General features: G+C 63.6%; 13 protein-coding genes. 6 read left to right on the top strand and 7 right to left on the bottom strand.

The annotated features are described in order from the left end of the window. Nucleotides 1–20 precede the first annotated feature (20 nt). Nucleotides 21–1,025: a zeta toxin family protein gene (locus ABD663_RS12755; protein ID WP_344739126.1), complete on the bottom strand. Its 1,005-nt coding sequence runs from the start codon at nt 1,023–1,025 to the stop codon at nt 21–23. After that, entirely contained in the window at nt 1,022–1,276 is a 255-nt protein-coding gene (locus ABD663_RS12760) for a hypothetical protein (protein WP_344739128.1), read from the bottom strand. Before ABD663_RS12760 ends, ABD663_RS12755 begins: the two co-directional genes overlap by 4 nt. 421 nt (nt 1,277–1,697) lie before the next feature. On the opposite strand from ABD663_RS12760, the gene ABD663_RS12765 reads away from it, so the two are divergent. The 4 genes from ABD663_RS12765 to ABD663_RS12780 all read left to right on the top strand — a co-directional run bounded on the left by ABD663_RS12765 (nt 1,698) and on the right by ABD663_RS12780 (nt 5,160). Continuing rightward, nucleotides 1,698–2,009 carry a thioredoxin family protein gene (locus ABD663_RS12765; protein WP_344739130.1) on the top strand — a complete coding sequence of 104 codons (312 nt, stop codon included), beginning with the start codon at nt 1,698–1,700 and terminating at the stop codon, nt 2,007–2,009. Nucleotides 2,010–2,271: 262 nt separating this feature from the next. Beyond that, nucleotides 2,272–2,880 (top strand): GIY-YIG nuclease family protein, encoded by a 609-nt coding sequence (locus ABD663_RS12770; protein ID WP_344739132.1) that lies wholly within the window; start codon nt 2,272–2,274, stop codon nt 2,878–2,880. A gap of 132 nt (nt 2,881–3,012) precedes the next feature. Beyond that, nucleotides 3,013–3,963, top strand: a complete 951-nt coding sequence (locus ABD663_RS12775) for a DUF4268 domain-containing protein (protein ID WP_344739134.1) — start codon at nt 3,013–3,015, stop codon at nt 3,961–3,963. A gap of 198 nt (nt 3,964–4,161) precedes the next feature. Beyond that, nucleotides 4,162–5,160 carry an HNH endonuclease gene (locus ABD663_RS12780; RefSeq protein WP_344739136.1) on the top strand — a complete coding sequence of 333 codons (999 nt, stop codon included), beginning with the start codon at nt 4,162–4,164 and terminating at the stop codon, nt 5,158–5,160. A gap of 212 nt (nt 5,161–5,372) precedes the next feature. On the opposite strand, the gene ABD663_RS12785 is transcribed toward ABD663_RS12780, so the two are convergent. After that, nucleotides 5,373–6,860, bottom strand: coding sequence for a toll/interleukin-1 receptor domain-containing protein (locus ABD663_RS12785; protein WP_344739138.1), 1,488 nt, complete (start codon nt 6,858–6,860; stop codon nt 5,373–5,375). 283 nt (nt 6,861–7,143) lie between these two features. Between ABD663_RS12785 and ABD663_RS12790 the strand changes: the two genes are divergently transcribed. Beyond that, complete coding sequence (locus tag ABD663_RS12790) at nt 7,144–7,593, top strand: hypothetical protein (RefSeq protein ID WP_344739140.1); 450 nt, start codon at nt 7,144–7,146, stop codon at nt 7,591–7,593. Nucleotides 7,594–7,814: 221 nt separating this feature from the next. On the opposite strand, the gene ABD663_RS12795 is transcribed toward ABD663_RS12790, so the two are convergent. Together ABD663_RS12795 and ABD663_RS12800 are read right to left on the bottom strand one after the other, a co-directional pair. After that, nucleotides 7,815–10,007 carry a hypothetical protein gene (locus ABD663_RS12795; protein ID WP_344739142.1) on the bottom strand — a complete coding sequence of 731 codons (2,193 nt, stop codon included), beginning with the start codon at nt 10,005–10,007 and terminating at the stop codon, nt 7,815–7,817. A 147-nt stretch (nt 10,008–10,154) separates the two neighbouring features. Next, nucleotides 10,155–11,411 carry a hypothetical protein gene (locus ABD663_RS12800; protein ID WP_344739144.1) on the bottom strand — a complete coding sequence of 419 codons (1,257 nt, stop codon included), beginning with the start codon at nt 11,409–11,411 and terminating at the stop codon, nt 10,155–10,157. A 942-nt stretch (nt 11,412–12,353) separates the two neighbouring features. Here ABD663_RS12800 and ABD663_RS12805 point away from each other — a divergent pair. After that, on the top strand, nt 12,354–13,916 hold the full coding sequence (locus ABD663_RS12805) for an SNIPE associated domain-containing protein (protein WP_344739146.1): 1,563 nt from the start codon (nt 12,354–12,356) through the stop codon (nt 13,914–13,916). A 251-nt stretch (nt 13,917–14,167) separates the two neighbouring features. On the opposite strand, the gene ABD663_RS12810 is transcribed toward ABD663_RS12805, so the two are convergent. Then, the gene (locus ABD663_RS12810) at nt 14,168–15,244 is read right to left on the bottom strand and encodes a DUF3039 domain-containing protein (protein ID WP_344739148.1); all 1,077 of its coding nucleotides are present in this window, start codon (nt 15,242–15,244) and stop codon (nt 14,168–14,170) included. A 45-nt stretch (nt 15,245–15,289) separates the two neighbouring features. Beyond that, on the bottom strand, nt 15,290–15,682 hold the full coding sequence (locus ABD663_RS12815) for a helix-turn-helix domain-containing protein (protein WP_344739150.1): 393 nt from the start codon (nt 15,680–15,682) through the stop codon (nt 15,290–15,292). Nucleotides 15,683–15,731: the final 49 nt, after the last annotated feature.

Consider the following 15,731-nt stretch of genomic DNA (forward strand, 5'->3'; position numbering starts at 1 on the left):
GGTTCATCCGTTCTGGTCCGCTAGAGAGAGATGCCGCGATCGACGTCGGGGGTTGAGACCGGCGGGCCGTGTCGGTGCTCTGGACGACGCTCGAATTTGCTCGACTGTCGAATGGCAAGGAGTCTTCTCTCGAGCGCCGCTTCCGCGTTCGGGCGCGCCTGCGAATCCTGGGGAAGACGCAGCCCAGGCACGACTTCGTCGCGTCCGATCTCATGGAGTTGGGCCAGAACCTCGGCGAGCGAGACGGGAATCTGTTGAAGGGACACCGCGTAGTCGGTCGCTGCACGCAGCTCGGATAGCCATCGCATCGCTCGGCCGGCCGATTGCCGGGTCACGCGTGCGTCATCGAGCGCGGCGACGGCGCCCGCGAACTCGCGCGGGTCGAGGCGTGATGCATCGAACAACTTGGTCCCGTGGCCATCGATAAGGGTGAGGCGGTCCACGCTCGGCGTTGCCTCGAGAGTCTCGACCAGCGCGCGGCTGTCGAGATACAGGTTGTCGTGGTCTGCGAGGGTCGTGAAGGGCGACGCCCGCCCCATGCGGGCGTCAAGCAGAGACTTGGACGTCAAGGCGAGGAGGCTCTCAGCCCGAGACACGGCGACTACTGTGACGGCGGTCTTGAAGCCGCTGGTGCTGAACAGGCCCGTGGCAGCCAGAGCAACCTCCGACGAGCTGAACGTGCCGTCGAGGAGCAGTGATCGCTTGTTGGTCCTCGCGTGCTGAAGCGCGCTCCGCATCCACACTGAAGCCGAGTCCTGCAGGATGCGCGCGCCCGCGTTCGACCGGTCACGCGACAGCTCGAGGTAGCGGGGGTGGAACGCGCGTAACTCGACAGCGCTCAGGACTGCTGCGGCCTGTCCGTCAGCGAACTGATTCGCGGCACGCGTCACGGCGGTACCGGGCTGACCCACGACGAGAGTCATTGCCGGAGTTTCACCGCGCGGGTGGTCGGGAAAGACGACTGGCACGATGAGCTCGTCGAAGATTCGCTTCGCGTCTAGTTCCGTCAGGGCGAGGTCGGTCATTGCCGCAGGCCCTCAAGCTCAGCCGCTCGTACCTCGACATCGGTGAGCAACTTGTCCAGGCGCGCTCGATCGAAGCCGGCTTCAAGAAGATCGCCGCGGATTCGCTTCGCCTCATCGAGAGAGGCCGCGGTGTCGAGCACTCCCGTGCGCGAGAGACTTAGCAACAACGCGACTACGTCGCCCACGGATTCACGGGCGAGGTCGAACCTCGCAGCGTCGTTTGCGCGCCACGCCGACGAATCGACCGTCATCTAGCCTCCTGCGAGGAGTTTATCGAGCAGGCCGAAAGGCCCGTACGCCGCCGCCCCCCTGCGCCCGGGAGTGTCCCTCGACGCGCCGCACGATGGAGCGTCTGGGTGGACAAGTCGGCTGGCGACGGTGCAGCGGTCACTTGGCGGGTTCGATGCGCTCCGGGCCTGAGAACGTGTCCAGGAAGATGAGGTCACAGACGCGGCACACGAAGCCGTTCCTTGCGCTGTGGAGTACGGCTCCGCACTCGGGACACCGGGGCTGTTGCGCGTCGTCGAGCGGGTCCACGATGCGACGCTACGCCGAGCGTTCGAAATGCGCGAGCGCGATCCGCACACGGGCATTGCGCGGTAGCGGGACGTCGCGTGCGCCGACGACGCGCGCACCTGTTTCGTTGAGTGGATCGGCGGGACAATCGAGGGCATGAAGATCGAGGTCCTCCACATCGACGACTGCCCGAACTGGAAGCGCGCGGACGACAGAGTCCATCAGGCATTGGATCGCCTCGGGGACGCTTCGACAGTGGTGAAGAGTCGCCTCATTCGCACCCGCGAGGAAGCCGTCGCGCTCCCATTCGCAGGCTCACCGACGATCACCCTCGACGACGAGGACCTCTTTCCCACCGAGGGGCGCACGTCGGACCTCGCCTGCCGCGTCTATCTCACACCGGACGGGCTCGCGGGGACGCCGACGGTAGACCAACTGGTGGAGGCGATCGGTTCGCATGGACACTGACAGCGTGATCTGCTCGTGCTGCGGCCGCTCGCTGCCGCGAGCGAAGGTTCACGAGCTCGAGGAAGGGCGAGCACGAATCTGCCGCCGCTGCGGCCTCTGGGTCGCGCTCTGGTGGCGCGGCGATAGGGAACGAGCAAACTAGCCGCCGCGGGATCCCCTTGCGGGCAGTGCGCGGTGGCGGGACCCCGTGCGTGCGCCGGATCTCCAGAACGCTGCGCGGAGGTAGGAATGCGCGTCGTATGCGCCCACTACTGTCATCGCCATGACAACCTCACCGGGTCCAACGCAACTTGTCGGTAGTGCCATTGCCACGTTGAGCGGAAGTCGATGGGCGATCGTCGACGCTGGCACGAACGTCCCCTCCAAGCCGGGGCTGTACGCCATCTATGGCGACGAGCAAGCGTGGGCCGACCTTGGCCTCCCGGTCGAGGCCGATCGACCCTTATACATCGGCAAGGCGGAGGACAGTCTGGTCTCCCGCGATCTCAATGGACACTTCGCAGCGATTCCCGGTTCGGTCGCTCGCACAGGTAGTTCAACGGTGCGCAGATCATTCGCGGCCCTGTTGCGCGAACAACTCAGACTGCGAGCGGTTCCGAGGAACCGCAGCAAACCTGAGCGCTTCGCCAACTACGGCTTGGCTGACGGTGGTGACGATCGGCTCACCGAATGGATGCACCAACGGCTAATGCTGGCGGTGTGGCCCGCACCCTCAGGAATGAGTCCGACATTGGATGCCGTGGAAACGGCGGTGATCCACCACTTCGTCCCGCCCATGAACCTGGCGAAGAACCCTGGCAAGTTGGTTACGCTTTCGCGAGCTCGCGCATCCATGACAGCCGAAGCCGCCAGCTGGGCGCCCGCCACCTGAGTCGCCTCCCGGTCGAGCTCATCCGATCCTCAGACGGGCGTTGACCGCTGGAGGCTCCGAGACGTGCATGTGTCCCGAACGCTCGCGCCAACCTGTACGTTCGGTGGAGCAACGGCACGGAGAGGTAGAGCGATGAGCACGCTGGGCAGACTGCAGCCTGTGTCCCTACGGGAAGTGTGGGCGCACGAGGCTCTCGACTTCACTCAGTGGCTTGCGAAGCCGGACAACCTCGAGCAGCTCGGCGAGGCGCTGGGGATAGAGCTCTACGAGGCCGAAACTGAAGTTTCGGTCGGCAGGTTCTTCGTTGACATCCTGGCGACGGATGACTCCGGCCGGAAGGTCGTCATTGAGAACCAGCTCGCGGCGACTGACCACGATCATCTCGGGAAGATCATCACCTACGCCGCGGGCCTCGGAGCTGAGGTGATCGTGTGGGTTGCCGAAACGGCCAAGGAAGAGCATCAGCAGGCCGTTGAGTGGCTCAACGAAAACACGACCAGCGAGGTCCACGTGTTCCTCGTTCAGATTGAGGCCTGGCGGATCGGTGACTCGCTCCCGGCACCCCGATTCAATCCGATCGCGAAACCGAACGACTGGGCGAAGGACGTGCGGCAGAGCGCCGCGTCGGTGACTCAAGTGAGCGAGGTGAACATCCTCCAGCGGGAATTCTTCGAGAGAGTGCGTGAGTTCGGCCTCGGCGCTGCGCCTCGCATCAAGCGCTGGCAAACGCCGAAGGCGCAGCATTGGTTCGATGTATCGATTGGCACCTCTCAAGCCCACATCTCACTGACCACGAACTCTCTCGAGAAGCGCGTTGCGGTTGAGATTCACATTCCCAATAACAAGCAGCTTTTCGCTGATTTGCTCGACGAGCGCCAGGTGATTGAGGCTCAGCTCAAAATGTCCCTCGACTGGCGCGAGCTTCCTGAGCGAAAGGCGTGCCGAATCGTCATCGAGCACCGCGGCGATAGCGCCGACCCGGGTCAACAGGCCGAGCTGGTGCAGTGGGTGGTCGCGACCGCTGACAGCTTCGCCCGCGTGTTCCCAGGGTTCATCTCCTCGGCGTTGAGCAAGAGCATCTGATTCACGGCTCCGCAGCCACGCCAATCAGGCCACGTACGCATGAGCCGCGTCGGATGGCACCTCCGAGTGCTTGCCCGAGTCATCGCCGCGTTGTCCCGCTGATCGGCGCATCCGGGCAGCGCGCGTGAGCGGGACGCGTGCGAACGCCCGGAGTGGTCGGCGCGGACGCGTGCGGCAGGTGGCCGCTAGCATCGTGGCGTGCGGATCGTCGTCGGAGTGACTGACAGCCGCTGGGCCGCGTTCTTGCGGGACCGTGATGCGATCACGGACGTGAACTTCTGGCAGCCTTCCCCACACGGGTTCAAGGCGTTGCAGGAGGGCGGACCCTTCCTGTTCAAGACGAAGCGACCCGGCGCTTTCCGCGACGTTGACATTCCCGGTTACTCGCTGGTTGGCGGCGGCTTCTTCGAGGATTACTTCGAAATGCCCGTCAGCGAGGCATGGACGATCTGGGGACAAGGAAACGGAGTTGCCACCGAGCAGGAGCTGCTCGACCGTGTGCGGGCATACCGTTCGAATAAGCGGTGGGTGGATGATCCCGACCCCACCATCGGCTGCATCATCCTCCGCAACGTGTTCTTCGCACCGCGCGGTGAGGAACTCCCGCAACCCCCGAACTGGTCGCTGAACAACGTCACCATCGAGGGCTACGAGACGCTCGGCAGAGAACGGAAACCGGACTCGGAGTATGTGCTGCAGGCCTTTCAACTGATGCAACGCAATGCTCGCGTTGACTTCAGCTGGGACACCGACCTTCGGAGCACGGCGATCGAGTGGGACGGGCCAAAGTATGGCGATCCGGCTCTCGTCAGCCCACGGATGGGGCAGGGCAGGTTCCGTCGCGCGGTCGACGAGGCGTACGACTTCCGCTGCGCGGTAACGAGCAGCAAGACGTACCCGAGCTTGGAGGCCGCGCACATTCGCGACTTCGCGCACGACAGTGGCACCCACCAGGTGTCCAATGCCCTCTTGCTCAGGTCCGACGTGCATACCCTCTATGACCGCGGCTACCTCGGCATCGATGCCGACCTCCGCCTGCGTGTGAGTCCAGCGCTCCGCGCGCGCGGATGGAACGGCGTCGAGTTCTACGAGAAAGAGGCCGCCGCGTTCAAGATCCGCGTGCCAGAGAATCCCCGACTCGCGCCCGACCCCGACGCGCTCGCCTGGCACCACGAGAACCGCTTCCGCGCCGCGTAGCCCGCTGAGTACAAGAGGCATCCCCTTGCTGGCAGGGAACGGATGAGGGGCCACCTGGGCGCAATCTCGCGAGACTACGCAGCGGAGGGGGGCTTCGACGCGACTCGGTTCATCCCTTCGAGCCTCGACCAGTGGGGCTGCGGGAGGCTCCTCTCTCTCGGCGCTGTCGTCGCCGTTCGGGAGCATGACGGCTTTAGGGTCGGGGAGGTTCGTCACCACATCCGAGAGCGGACGTGCTTGGCCATCTCGCCAACGCTTACAAGTGCGACTTCTGCGCGGTCGGGGTCGCCCCCAAAGAGACCGTGGAGCAGGGGCGTCCAACCAGCGCCGTGCGCCTTGACTTCTTCGAGCATGCTGACCTCCGGAGGACGATCACCGCGGACATGACGCCATGTGTAGCGCCCGTAGCCACCGTGCGGTCCGTAGTACGGCGCTTGCGCACGAGCGTCCTCCGATACCGCGTCGAGCAGAACTTCGACTCGATCGAAGGCATCTGCATAATCGCCGTCGCTCGAGAAGTGGCTGCGGTAGATCGGAGTGAGCAGGGTAAAGAGGTGATCTGAGATCGGGGTATGCCTGCGGCCGCCACGCTCAGAAAGGAGCGACTCGATCTGATCATCAGTAAGCGATTCGCCGTCATCCTCGACACACAGGAGGGTACCGAAAGGACTCCAGTTGCCGATGCCGATAATGCTCTGGCTGCCCGAAGTAAGGATGAATGGAATTTGCTTCACGTTGGTCGTTGTGACGCGGACGTCCGAGGTCGCGGCGCGGAGCATCGAGTAATTGCTCTTCGCGACTGCGCCTAGGGCAGTCGCGAACGTCGCTACCAGCGCCGGGTACTCATGGATCGACCTATAGATGTCGTGCCCTGCCGGCTGCGTAGATTCCTGCGCCAAGATGCGTAGGGTCTGCGTAAGTTCCTGCTCGTGCTGCTGCGATCCGTACATAGATATGAGCTTGAGCGGCACCAGTATCGGAGCGAGCAGGTCGTCATAGTCACGCATCCTTTCGACCCACTGCCGGACGAATCCAGCGTCTGGCTTTGTCCCATCCGGGACAGTCAACGGGAAACGCTCGCGGTCGAGCAGCGCAGTCCGGACGGGGTCCCGCAACTCCGTCAGATACTCGTCGTAGTCCATGATCAGTGCAGGATTTCGCAACAGCACTCGAAGTTCCTCCACGACGTCGCTCTGCGCGCGACCCGCGTCAGCTGCGGCAGCTGACACAGAGGCCGGTGGGATTCCAGGAGACGCCCCAATCGCTCGCTGGATCGCAATGACGAGACGGCTAACCTGTGCGATCTTCTGAGGCCCGAATATGTCGGCACGATGGATCGAGCGACCCAGCGTGCGCCCCGCGCCCAGGTCGATCTCAGGGATCTCGCACTCGTCGAGGCGAGCGGTCATGAGCCATGCCGCGCCAGGGGGTCTCAGACGGTACTCCTCTGCAGCCAGCGTCAGCTCCTCGAACTGATACGACTTCGCGCGCTTTGCGAGGTTCGATGAGAAGCACGCGAGGAAAACGAACGAGCCACCGCGGATTGCGTTTCGAATCTCCGCCTGCCAGTCGTCGCCCGGCCACAGCTTGTCCTTATCGCGCCAGACGATGAAGTCTGCCGCCTCGAGCGCAGCCTGCAGCTCGTCTATCTGCTCGCTGTCCTCGGTGATGTACGAGATGAATACGTGGTCCCCTGGCACGACGCCTAACCTATCGGTGTCGCTCGATCGATCGAGATCGTCCGTCCATCCGACGACTTCATATGTTCGTCGCAACCTCGCCGTTGATTACAGAGCCGGCGGACGGCCAGACTCGGCGAAGGTGACGCGGGCGGGGCGGATCGTGTCCCGTCCTCTGACGGGCGTCGCACGCAGCGCGGGCGTTGGCGTGCCGCCACGGTTCGGCGCGTGGCAACTGACTGATGTCCGAGATCACGGATAAGTTGCGGCCATGGGATGGATAGCGCGGGTCGTGGGCGGCGGAGTGGCGGCGTTCGTGATCGCATGGATATCAACGGCCCTCATGCGCCTCTTCGGACAACCATTGATCGATCGTCTCCCCGGCGGCGACTGGGGAACTGATCGATTGCGCGAGGCTGGCGCCTGGGCGGTCAGTCCCGCCTCGATGTTCTGGTTTGCGGCGGCTGCGACCTTGATCGTCGTCTATTGGGTTGGACGACGCGCAGCGGTAACTCGCGCGACTGCGATCAACTTGATGGGATGGCTCCTCGCCGGTGTGGCGGGCGGTGCAATGCTCAGCTTGTTCCGCGCAGGGATCTCGCTCCCTCATGTCTGGGCGGACCCCGCGCTCTGGTTGCTGGGCGCCGCCTACGTAATGCCGGTCCTGACAGCAGTGGTGTGGTGGACCGTACCCGAGGTGATCGAGGTCGGCAGATCACGCTTGCGGACGAAGCGCACGATGGTTGCGGACTGAGTACGTCGTCCCAAGTAGAGATCCGTACGCGGTGTGCTAGCGGCACACCTATCCTCTTGCGGGCAGTGCACGGACGGGGGGCGATGCGTGCGCCGACGAATGGATCCGACCCTTGTCGGAGCACTATTGGCCCGCGACGTGTTCGGAGCCTCCGCGTACTCGACTCATCAGCGATCGTCATCGCGCGAGGCGTCGGAGCCAAGAAGTCCCAGCGCATCGCGCTACCCCGCGGGACGCTGCTCGCATGCAATTGCAAGCAGTCTGAGTAGTTCCCCGTTCTCCATTCTGCTGGCTCGTGTCAACGCTCGATGGATGACCGAACGAAGATCTGGCTCGCGCATGCGTAGGCGTCCACCCGCGATCGCGAGTAGGAACTCGTGTGATGCCGCCCCATCGTCGGTCCCACTTTGCTCGACGATAAGGCCCACGACGCTTGCGATGTCTCGGCTCAGTGCGCGAGACGCAGAGTAGTCAAGTTCTCGAGGTATTGCCGCGCGCAAGAGCGCCGCTTGAACCAGCCCATCGGTGAATCTGTTGAATGCAAAGGGATCGATTACGACCCGGTTGTGCGCGTCGACCGTTAGCAGAGGAAGGGGCCCATCCTTCGCTTCCACGGGCTCTGTGCGTGCTCGATTCAGCAGCGAGGCGACGGTAACGAAGACGTCGGCGTCGTCGGCGTCTGAGTAGTTGAATCCTTGAGCTTGAGCCCATGCGCGGTCCCAGAACGCGAACCCCTCGGTAAGCCGCAGACGGTTATCCGCCGTCGTAGAAGCCGCGGAGTCGCTCCTGCTGTGGGGAAGGAAGGCACCAACTCGGAACGAGCCCGTCAGCACTTCCGCTAGACGCGCATCAATCCCACGGGCCAAGTCTTCCAGCCCGAGACTCTCGGCTTCGAGAACGAGTCTCTCCCAGACGGTCGCCTCGTAGCCCCATGGATCGATTAGAGGTTCATGGTCCGGCGGCAGGGGCGACATGAACCCAATTCTCACGTCGTGTTTGCGACCGCCGCGCGCTATTCGCAGGTCGCTCTCGAGATTGGCCCACCGCTTCGTGGACCATGTGCGAACCATTCCGATGCAGTAGGTGATGATCGCCCGCGGAGCGACGTCGCGTAATGCGCGGCTGATTTCGTTTACGCTCCGTCCGCTGGCAACGACACTGCAGAAGACGGTCACTCGTTCAGCGCCAGACTCTGCTAGTGATCGCAGGCCCTCTTGGCGCACCAGTGGGATCCCATCGACGCCCGTCTGCTCGCGCCACCAGCCCGCAAGGTTCCGCGAGCAGTCGTCGTTTGCGTGCACAATGAGGTCTGGTAGGTCATCGGACTCGGCGATGAGACGCTCCGCCAGGATCGCTGCTACCTGTTCGTTCGCAAGACCACGCGAGAGATCAAAGTGGATCGTCCGTCTTGAGCCGGCCGCGGTGGCCGAATTCAGTTGGAATAGCCCCCGTGAGAACAGCGTCGCGCCATGTTCCTTGACCCACGGCGGACGGTCAGGTAGGCCGATCTTCCGAGCGGCGGTTTGCGGCGTCGCAGGGAATAGGCTGTCGCCGGCGATTTCGAGGAGTGCGCTGCCGAGATCGCACAGTGTGCACAGTCCACGGTGAGCTTCGGTCGGGAGAATGTCTTCGCCGTCGCCAGAGTTTCCATGCGATCTCAGATCGCAGATCGTATTTGCCGGCGGCTGTGCTGTCCCGAGATAGTACATGGAGACTGCCCGCGCCCCGCCCCGCGGGGAAGCTCCAATCCTGTCAGCGAGTTCTCCCGAACTTGATGCCGAAATAATGAAGAGCGCTCCGGGGTTACTCGCCCACCGGTCAATCGCCTCCCGCGGCGCGGCATGCCCTCGAAAAGAACGAACATTGGCGAGCGAGCTCTCGTTTCCGAGCTGGTGTCCGAGGATGGCGACGGCGTAACCGACCGACCCGAGGGAAGCTGTGTCAATCAGCACTTCATCCACAGGCCCGCCGCCGATCTGATGCCATATGGCGAGCGCTGCAAAGCCGGACCTGGCGTAGTTGTGGTAGGCCTCACCCACGACGATGAATTGCGACTGATGACTACCAGACGGCGTCTTGAAGTGGAAGGAGGAAGTCCCACGATGCACGGCGTCCGAATCGTGGAGCAACTGGCTCAGCCCTTCCGCGAACATCCAACTGACGAACTCCCCCTCCGAGTTGAATCGAGGGTCTGCGAGTTCCGCCGTCACCTTGCTGAGCCCGTCAACGGCTCCACTAGCGCGGACAAAGGCGAGGACCGGTTCCGCAAGTGATCCGCGTCGAGCTAGTCGACGCGGCAGCGCGCCCCTGACCGCGTCAGACGATACCGCGGCCTTCACTAGGGGCGCGAGGTGTTCCGACGTCAGCACGATAAGGCCGCCGGGAGAGGTGTTCGCTAGGTAGTAGTCGCGCACGTCTGCAGCAAGGTCTGCGTGACTAGGAGGGGCACCGGCTATCGAGACTATGTCGAGGTCATTCGAGGGAGCGTCGCGCAGGTCCGCGCGCACACGATAGATGAGTGCGCCTGATCGGCCGTCGGCCCAAACTTGCCCCGCCAACCGTCAAACCTTCCGGGTAGGCACGATCAGTGTGACGGATGTCCCGCAGACACTCGGGTGTTCGGTGGGCTCTTCAGATCCAGTCATTGAGTCGAAAATCGAGGGGCGTGCGGACTCCTCTTGCCTAAATGGATTCGCCTCGAAATCTCGACTGAGCGCGAGCCTACCTGTGCGAATTCGCACAGCTCCCTTCAGGTCAGTCAATGCCTCAAAGATGTGCGTAAACCCTCGTCCGCGTTCCTCGCCTGCCCCGCCAGGATCGTCAGTCACCCCGTCTGCAATTACCGAGCGCATCACATCGAACTGCGCCCGCGCCGAGTTCTCGTGGAGTCCCAGCCGCTGCAATCTGCGGAAGTAGATCCCGGGCCCGCCGTCGACCACGGAGTACTCCGCGTGAAATTGCGTCCCGCGGGTTCCCGCGCGCCGTGCATATCCATTGATGACTGCGTCGCCCGCCCCGAGCGCTGAAAGCTCTTTCGGTGTGCGACTTGCCCACTCCATACGTAGCAGTCGGAACGAAGACTGCTCTATTGTGAGCGACCGACCCCATTGGTCAGCGTTATCGAAGGTCTCCGAAAGCGCGACGGCGATCGACGAGAACGCAACGTCAGGTATCGCCGCATCGGCGTTTCGAATCAGTTCTGATGTAAGTCTTCGTAGCCACGATGCGAACGCTGAGCCGCGGAGCACTCGCGGGGGCCGATTGGCCGGGTACGGCCACCCAACGGGCGGCGCTTGAGGGTCCCACATCCAGTCTCTGACTCGCACCGAGTCATAGAGCGGCGCGGCAACCGAGGTCCACCGCGTGCGGGGGTCTTCGTAGGCCAGAAACGACGCGTGGCCGACGCGTCGAAACGCGGGATCGTCAGCCGCCTGTGCAGATGCTTCTCGCGCTAGCGCTTTAAGTCTGCGCGTGATGTCGATCCCGCGAGAAGAAAGTACCGTTCGCGCAACTACTGCTGCAATCAGCAGCTGAGGTTCGTCGCAGAGGGTTCGGCGAAGTTCGTCATCGCTGGTGGACGGATCAATGTACGAGTGGACTACCCTCTCTGGGTCCCGGTTCGCCCAGGTTGCAATGAGCTGAACGATTCCAACCAACCCGCCGAAGTCATCATTTTTCAGGTGATGAGCGACGCGGAGACGCACGGCGCGACCGCGGTCGTGAGCTCCCCCAACAAGCTCGAGGAGGGCACTGGAGTCCGCAATCGTGCCGCTGCGCGTAACGAGGACGGTATCGCGCCCGACCGAGTCCCCTGGCATGCTGCTCAGGCTAGTGCACGGCAAATCACGCAACGCACTAGTGACACTTCCGCCCTCCGGGTCGATCAATTGCACCGAGACCTTCTCTAAGGAGGCACACGTAGACCCGCGGCGACGAGGGGTGCAAAGCTTGCGCCCAGCTCAACCGCAGGGTGAGAGAGGACGTCTCTCTCACGCCGCTCGTCCCAGATCATTCACCCGGTGACGATGTCGAAACGCTAGTTCGTGGGCCGAGGGCGGGCCGGTCCCTGTCCGGGCGCGCGAAACAGGGACCACGCGTGCGGCCACGTGGGCTGCATTTTGAATCCCAGCCTCATCGACGAGTGGCCGGCGCGACCGCTACGATCAATGGCACTAGATCGCTCGCATAAGGCCCGCGGGAAACCGGACAGGGTGGCGAGATGACGACTTGGGGCACGTGATGCCGCGGCTTGAGAGGCCGCGACAGAGTACCGCTGTTACCCGCGGTCGTTCCTGTTTCACGACATGGAGCCGCGGTGACCACCTGCCCGAAAACCCCCATCCCCTCCCTCTATCTCGCTGGGCGCGCCCTTCTTGCTGCGCGTGCCCGGATGCTCGACCAGCAGCGAAGTCGCGTGGTCATCGGCGTCCATCCCTGCGCGCGATGCAGAGCGTTTCACCTGACGTCCAACCCGAACTCCGAACGTTCGTTGTGGACACGTCGTGCGCTTGCGCTCGCCCAGCGATAGAGCGAGCTGGGATCCGTATCCGGGCGATGCGCGTAGAGCGGAGGTGGCGTGCGCGTTCTTTGGGGGGTCGCAGCGCCGACAGCGAATCGCTGTTCGCTCATCCAGAGTTGGTTGCTGCTCCCGCGGCTCGCGTGTCGCTCCTCGTTGGTAGGTTCGGTTCGTGCCGCCCGTAATCGGGCTGGCCTGCCCGCACATCACCGTGCGGCGGGCGTGATCGACATGGGGGAGCGCGATGACGAACGGTACTGAGACTGCCGCCGACTGGTATCCGGACCCGACCGGCAAGCACGAGCGCAGGTACTGGAACGGGACCACCTGGACCGAGCACGTCTTCTCCGCTGGCGTGCAGAGCGTGGACCCTATGCCCGCGACCGCGATCGATGACACGGCCGATAGCGAAACGGCTAGCGCTCCTGTAACGCGACGCGAGGCTCGCGCGAATGCACCGCAGGCGGTTCGAGAGACAGCGGCGCTGGTCGCCACGCAGCCCCAGGCTGATGAGGAGCGGGTTGGCAAGTCCCGCAAGGTCTCGTTCTTCGGCGCGAAGAAGCAGGCGGAGTCTCTCATCGAGGAGAATGACCGACTCGAAGCGCTGATCACTCAATACGGGTTGAACGAGGTCAGCGAGCTCGACGGCATCAAGCGGGAACTGCAGGAGCAGATCGCGGCAGCGGAGCAGGAACTCGCGCGTGCCCGTGCCGACGCGCAGGCTTCTATCGCTGAGAGGAGCGCCGCACAGCAGGACATTGTGAACCTCCGCGATGCCGCGCGGCTCCAGGAATACGGCCTCTACGACTTCGAGAATCCCGCCGAGTCGTCGGTCGCTCTCGCTACCGAGCTCGAGTCGGTCCGATCTGAGATCAAGCGCCTCGTGCGCGATGGCGGCGCCACTACCGCATCGTCCACGTTTACTTTCAACAACAGCGTTGCGAAGGGCCGCAAGTTCGTCAACGACATGTCGAAGCTCCTGCTGCGCGCATACAACGCCGAAGCGGAGAACTGCATCAAGACGGTTCGCGCGGGCAACCTCGAGTCCGCTCAGAAGCGACTGTCGACCGTCGTCACTCAGGTCGAACGCCTTGGCACGATGATTGACCTCCGCATCACACCGGGGTACCACTTCCTCCGGTTGAAGGAACTCGAGCTTGCCAGCCGGCATCTTCAAGCCCTGCAGGTCGAGAAGGAGCTCGAGCGCGCGAGGCGGGAAGAACTTCGCGAGCAGAAGAAGGCCGAGCAGGAACTCGCACGGGAGAAGGAACGCCTCCAGAAGGAGCGAACCCACTACCTGAATGCGCTGGCGACGCTGGAAGCGAACGGGGACGTCGAAGGTGCGGAACGCCTCCGCGCGAAGCTCACCGACGTCGAACACGCCATCGAGAACGTCGACTACCGGGCAGCCAACATACGCGCAGGCTACGTGTACGTGATTAGCAATATCGGCGCATTCGGCCCCGAGGTCGTCAAGATCGGACTCACGCGGAGACTCGACCCCATGGACCGAGTCAACGAGCTCGGCGACGCATCCGTCCCCTTCAGGTTCGACGTACACGCGCTGTTCTTTGCCGACGACGCCGTTGCCATCGAGGCGATGCTCCACCAGCACTTCGCCGAGCAGCGACTCAATAAGGTCAATCTCCGGCGTGAGTACTTCCGCGCAACCCCGGAGCAGGTGCTCGCCGCCCTCCGCGAGCACAATGTCGAGGTCCTCGAATACTCGCTCGAACCTGCAGCGGCCGAGTACCGCAGTTCGATCGCTGAAGACAGCTCGAGCCCTCGCGACCCAGGACGGATCTGATCCTCAAACGGGCACCGCGAACTGGGGACGTCGTGTGTGGCCTACGCCGCGCGATTGACGTTCGTAGGATCAGCCATGCGCAGTCACGTGTGAGCTACTCGTGCAGCAGTCCCGGACGTCGAGTGGCTTCGACGCACGCAAGGGCGAGAACGACTGGCACGTGCACCGCGTGAGGGGTGTGTCGGTGCCCGGTCTCATTACCCATCCCGAGCACCTATCTGCGCTCACCGTGTCGAGGAGTCCGAGACGGGTCAGGCGGGAGTGTTTGCGTACTCTTCCTGGCAGGTTGCGCACACCGGCTTCGACTCGTGATCCGCCGTGGGGACGAACCAATGTCCGCACATTGCCCGGATTGCTTCGCCGTGCACCGAGGCGTAGGCAATGTGCTCGTGATGCGAGTAGTGCGCGATGGTGCCGAGCCGGACTTCGCCGGGGCGAACGTCCGCGGACAGCGTCCCGGAATCGGCAGTCGCGCGTGCTGCGGACATCGCCTCCTCGGTCAGCACTGTCCAGTGTGACTCGGCGTTGTGGTTCAGAGGAGCGCTCGTCCAGGCCTCGAACTGAGGTTCGATGGCGGTCTTCACGATGATGGATGCGCGGTCGTATAGGTTCGGGTGCTCCCAGCCCGCGGGCACGACCTCCACGACGAGTTCGTGCGCGATAGCGCCATCGACGTCGGTGTGCACGACGAGCATCGACAGGGTAAGCAGCTCCGTGTTGTCGGGCGAGAGCACGATGGTATTGTGCGTGTGCTCGGGGTTGTTGACGGCTGCGTCCAGGAGGACGAGAGCGGTCAGATGTAGTTGCAGCTTCCACGCGTCGAGACGAGCTACCTTCACCTCGACGCGGCGGAGCGTGAAATCCTCATGCGTGGGGAGGAATGCGTCGGAGCCGGATCGGCAGCGTCGAGCGAACTCCTCGTAGAAGTCTTCCGGCGATCCCTTGCGGTGATATCCGGCAGCACCAAGCCAGGCGGTCTCCTTACCGTCCTCGTCGATAACGGCGGCCGCACCCCGCCACCGGGCCGAGTAGGTCTGCTTGAACCACTGTCGGTCGTTCACGGCGCTGATGGTCTCTCGAAGGGTTCCCGCATCGTCCTCGCCTGCGAACTGGTCGTCGAACGCGAGGATGAGTGGATGACGCAACTGGGACAGCGGGGGCAGCAGCCTCAACTGCTTACGCAGTACCGAGTCGGGGATGTCGCCGCCGACCGCTTGTTGGGCAAGCTCACGAAAGCGCTTCGCATTCGCGAGGTCGGCTTGCGTCGTCCAGCCGGACGCCAAGTCCTCAGTTACGCAACGGAGCGTGACCCGGCGGCTTCGTCCCATGGCACCAGCATACGAACTGCGAGCGACACAGGGTGACCCTTCGGATCAGTCGAACTCGTCTAGAGCGAGATCGTCAAGATCGTCCGTGCTCGCGGCGGCTTCAGCGTGACTCTTCTGCATTGCGAGCATCCGAGCTCGGTACGCGAAGAGGTCGGGTGCCGCGATGCGGCGGTCCCGAGCGCCGACAATGTGATGGGCGAGGGCGCCAGAGTCGAGGATCTTGTAGAGATGGGTGCGGCTGACACCGAGCAGCTTCGCAGCCTCGGATGGGGTGAGGTCTTCCTTCTCGGACACGACGAACGTGTCCTGACCCCCGCGCAGGGCGAGGGAGAGACTCTCAAGGGTGGTGCGGAGCGCGCCGTCGGGTAGTTGGAGGAACGCATCCTCGAGGACGGTGATCTCGGTCGTTGGAACGCTGGAAGCGTCGAGCTTAGGCATGGCAGATTGCCTCGGTTCCTGTCGGGGAAGTCGGTGAGACGGCCACACT

It is taken from the genome of Microbacterium awajiense (assembly GCF_039536545.1).
Classification (GTDB): domain Bacteria; phylum Actinomycetota; class Actinomycetes; order Actinomycetales; family Microbacteriaceae; genus Microbacterium; species Microbacterium awajiense.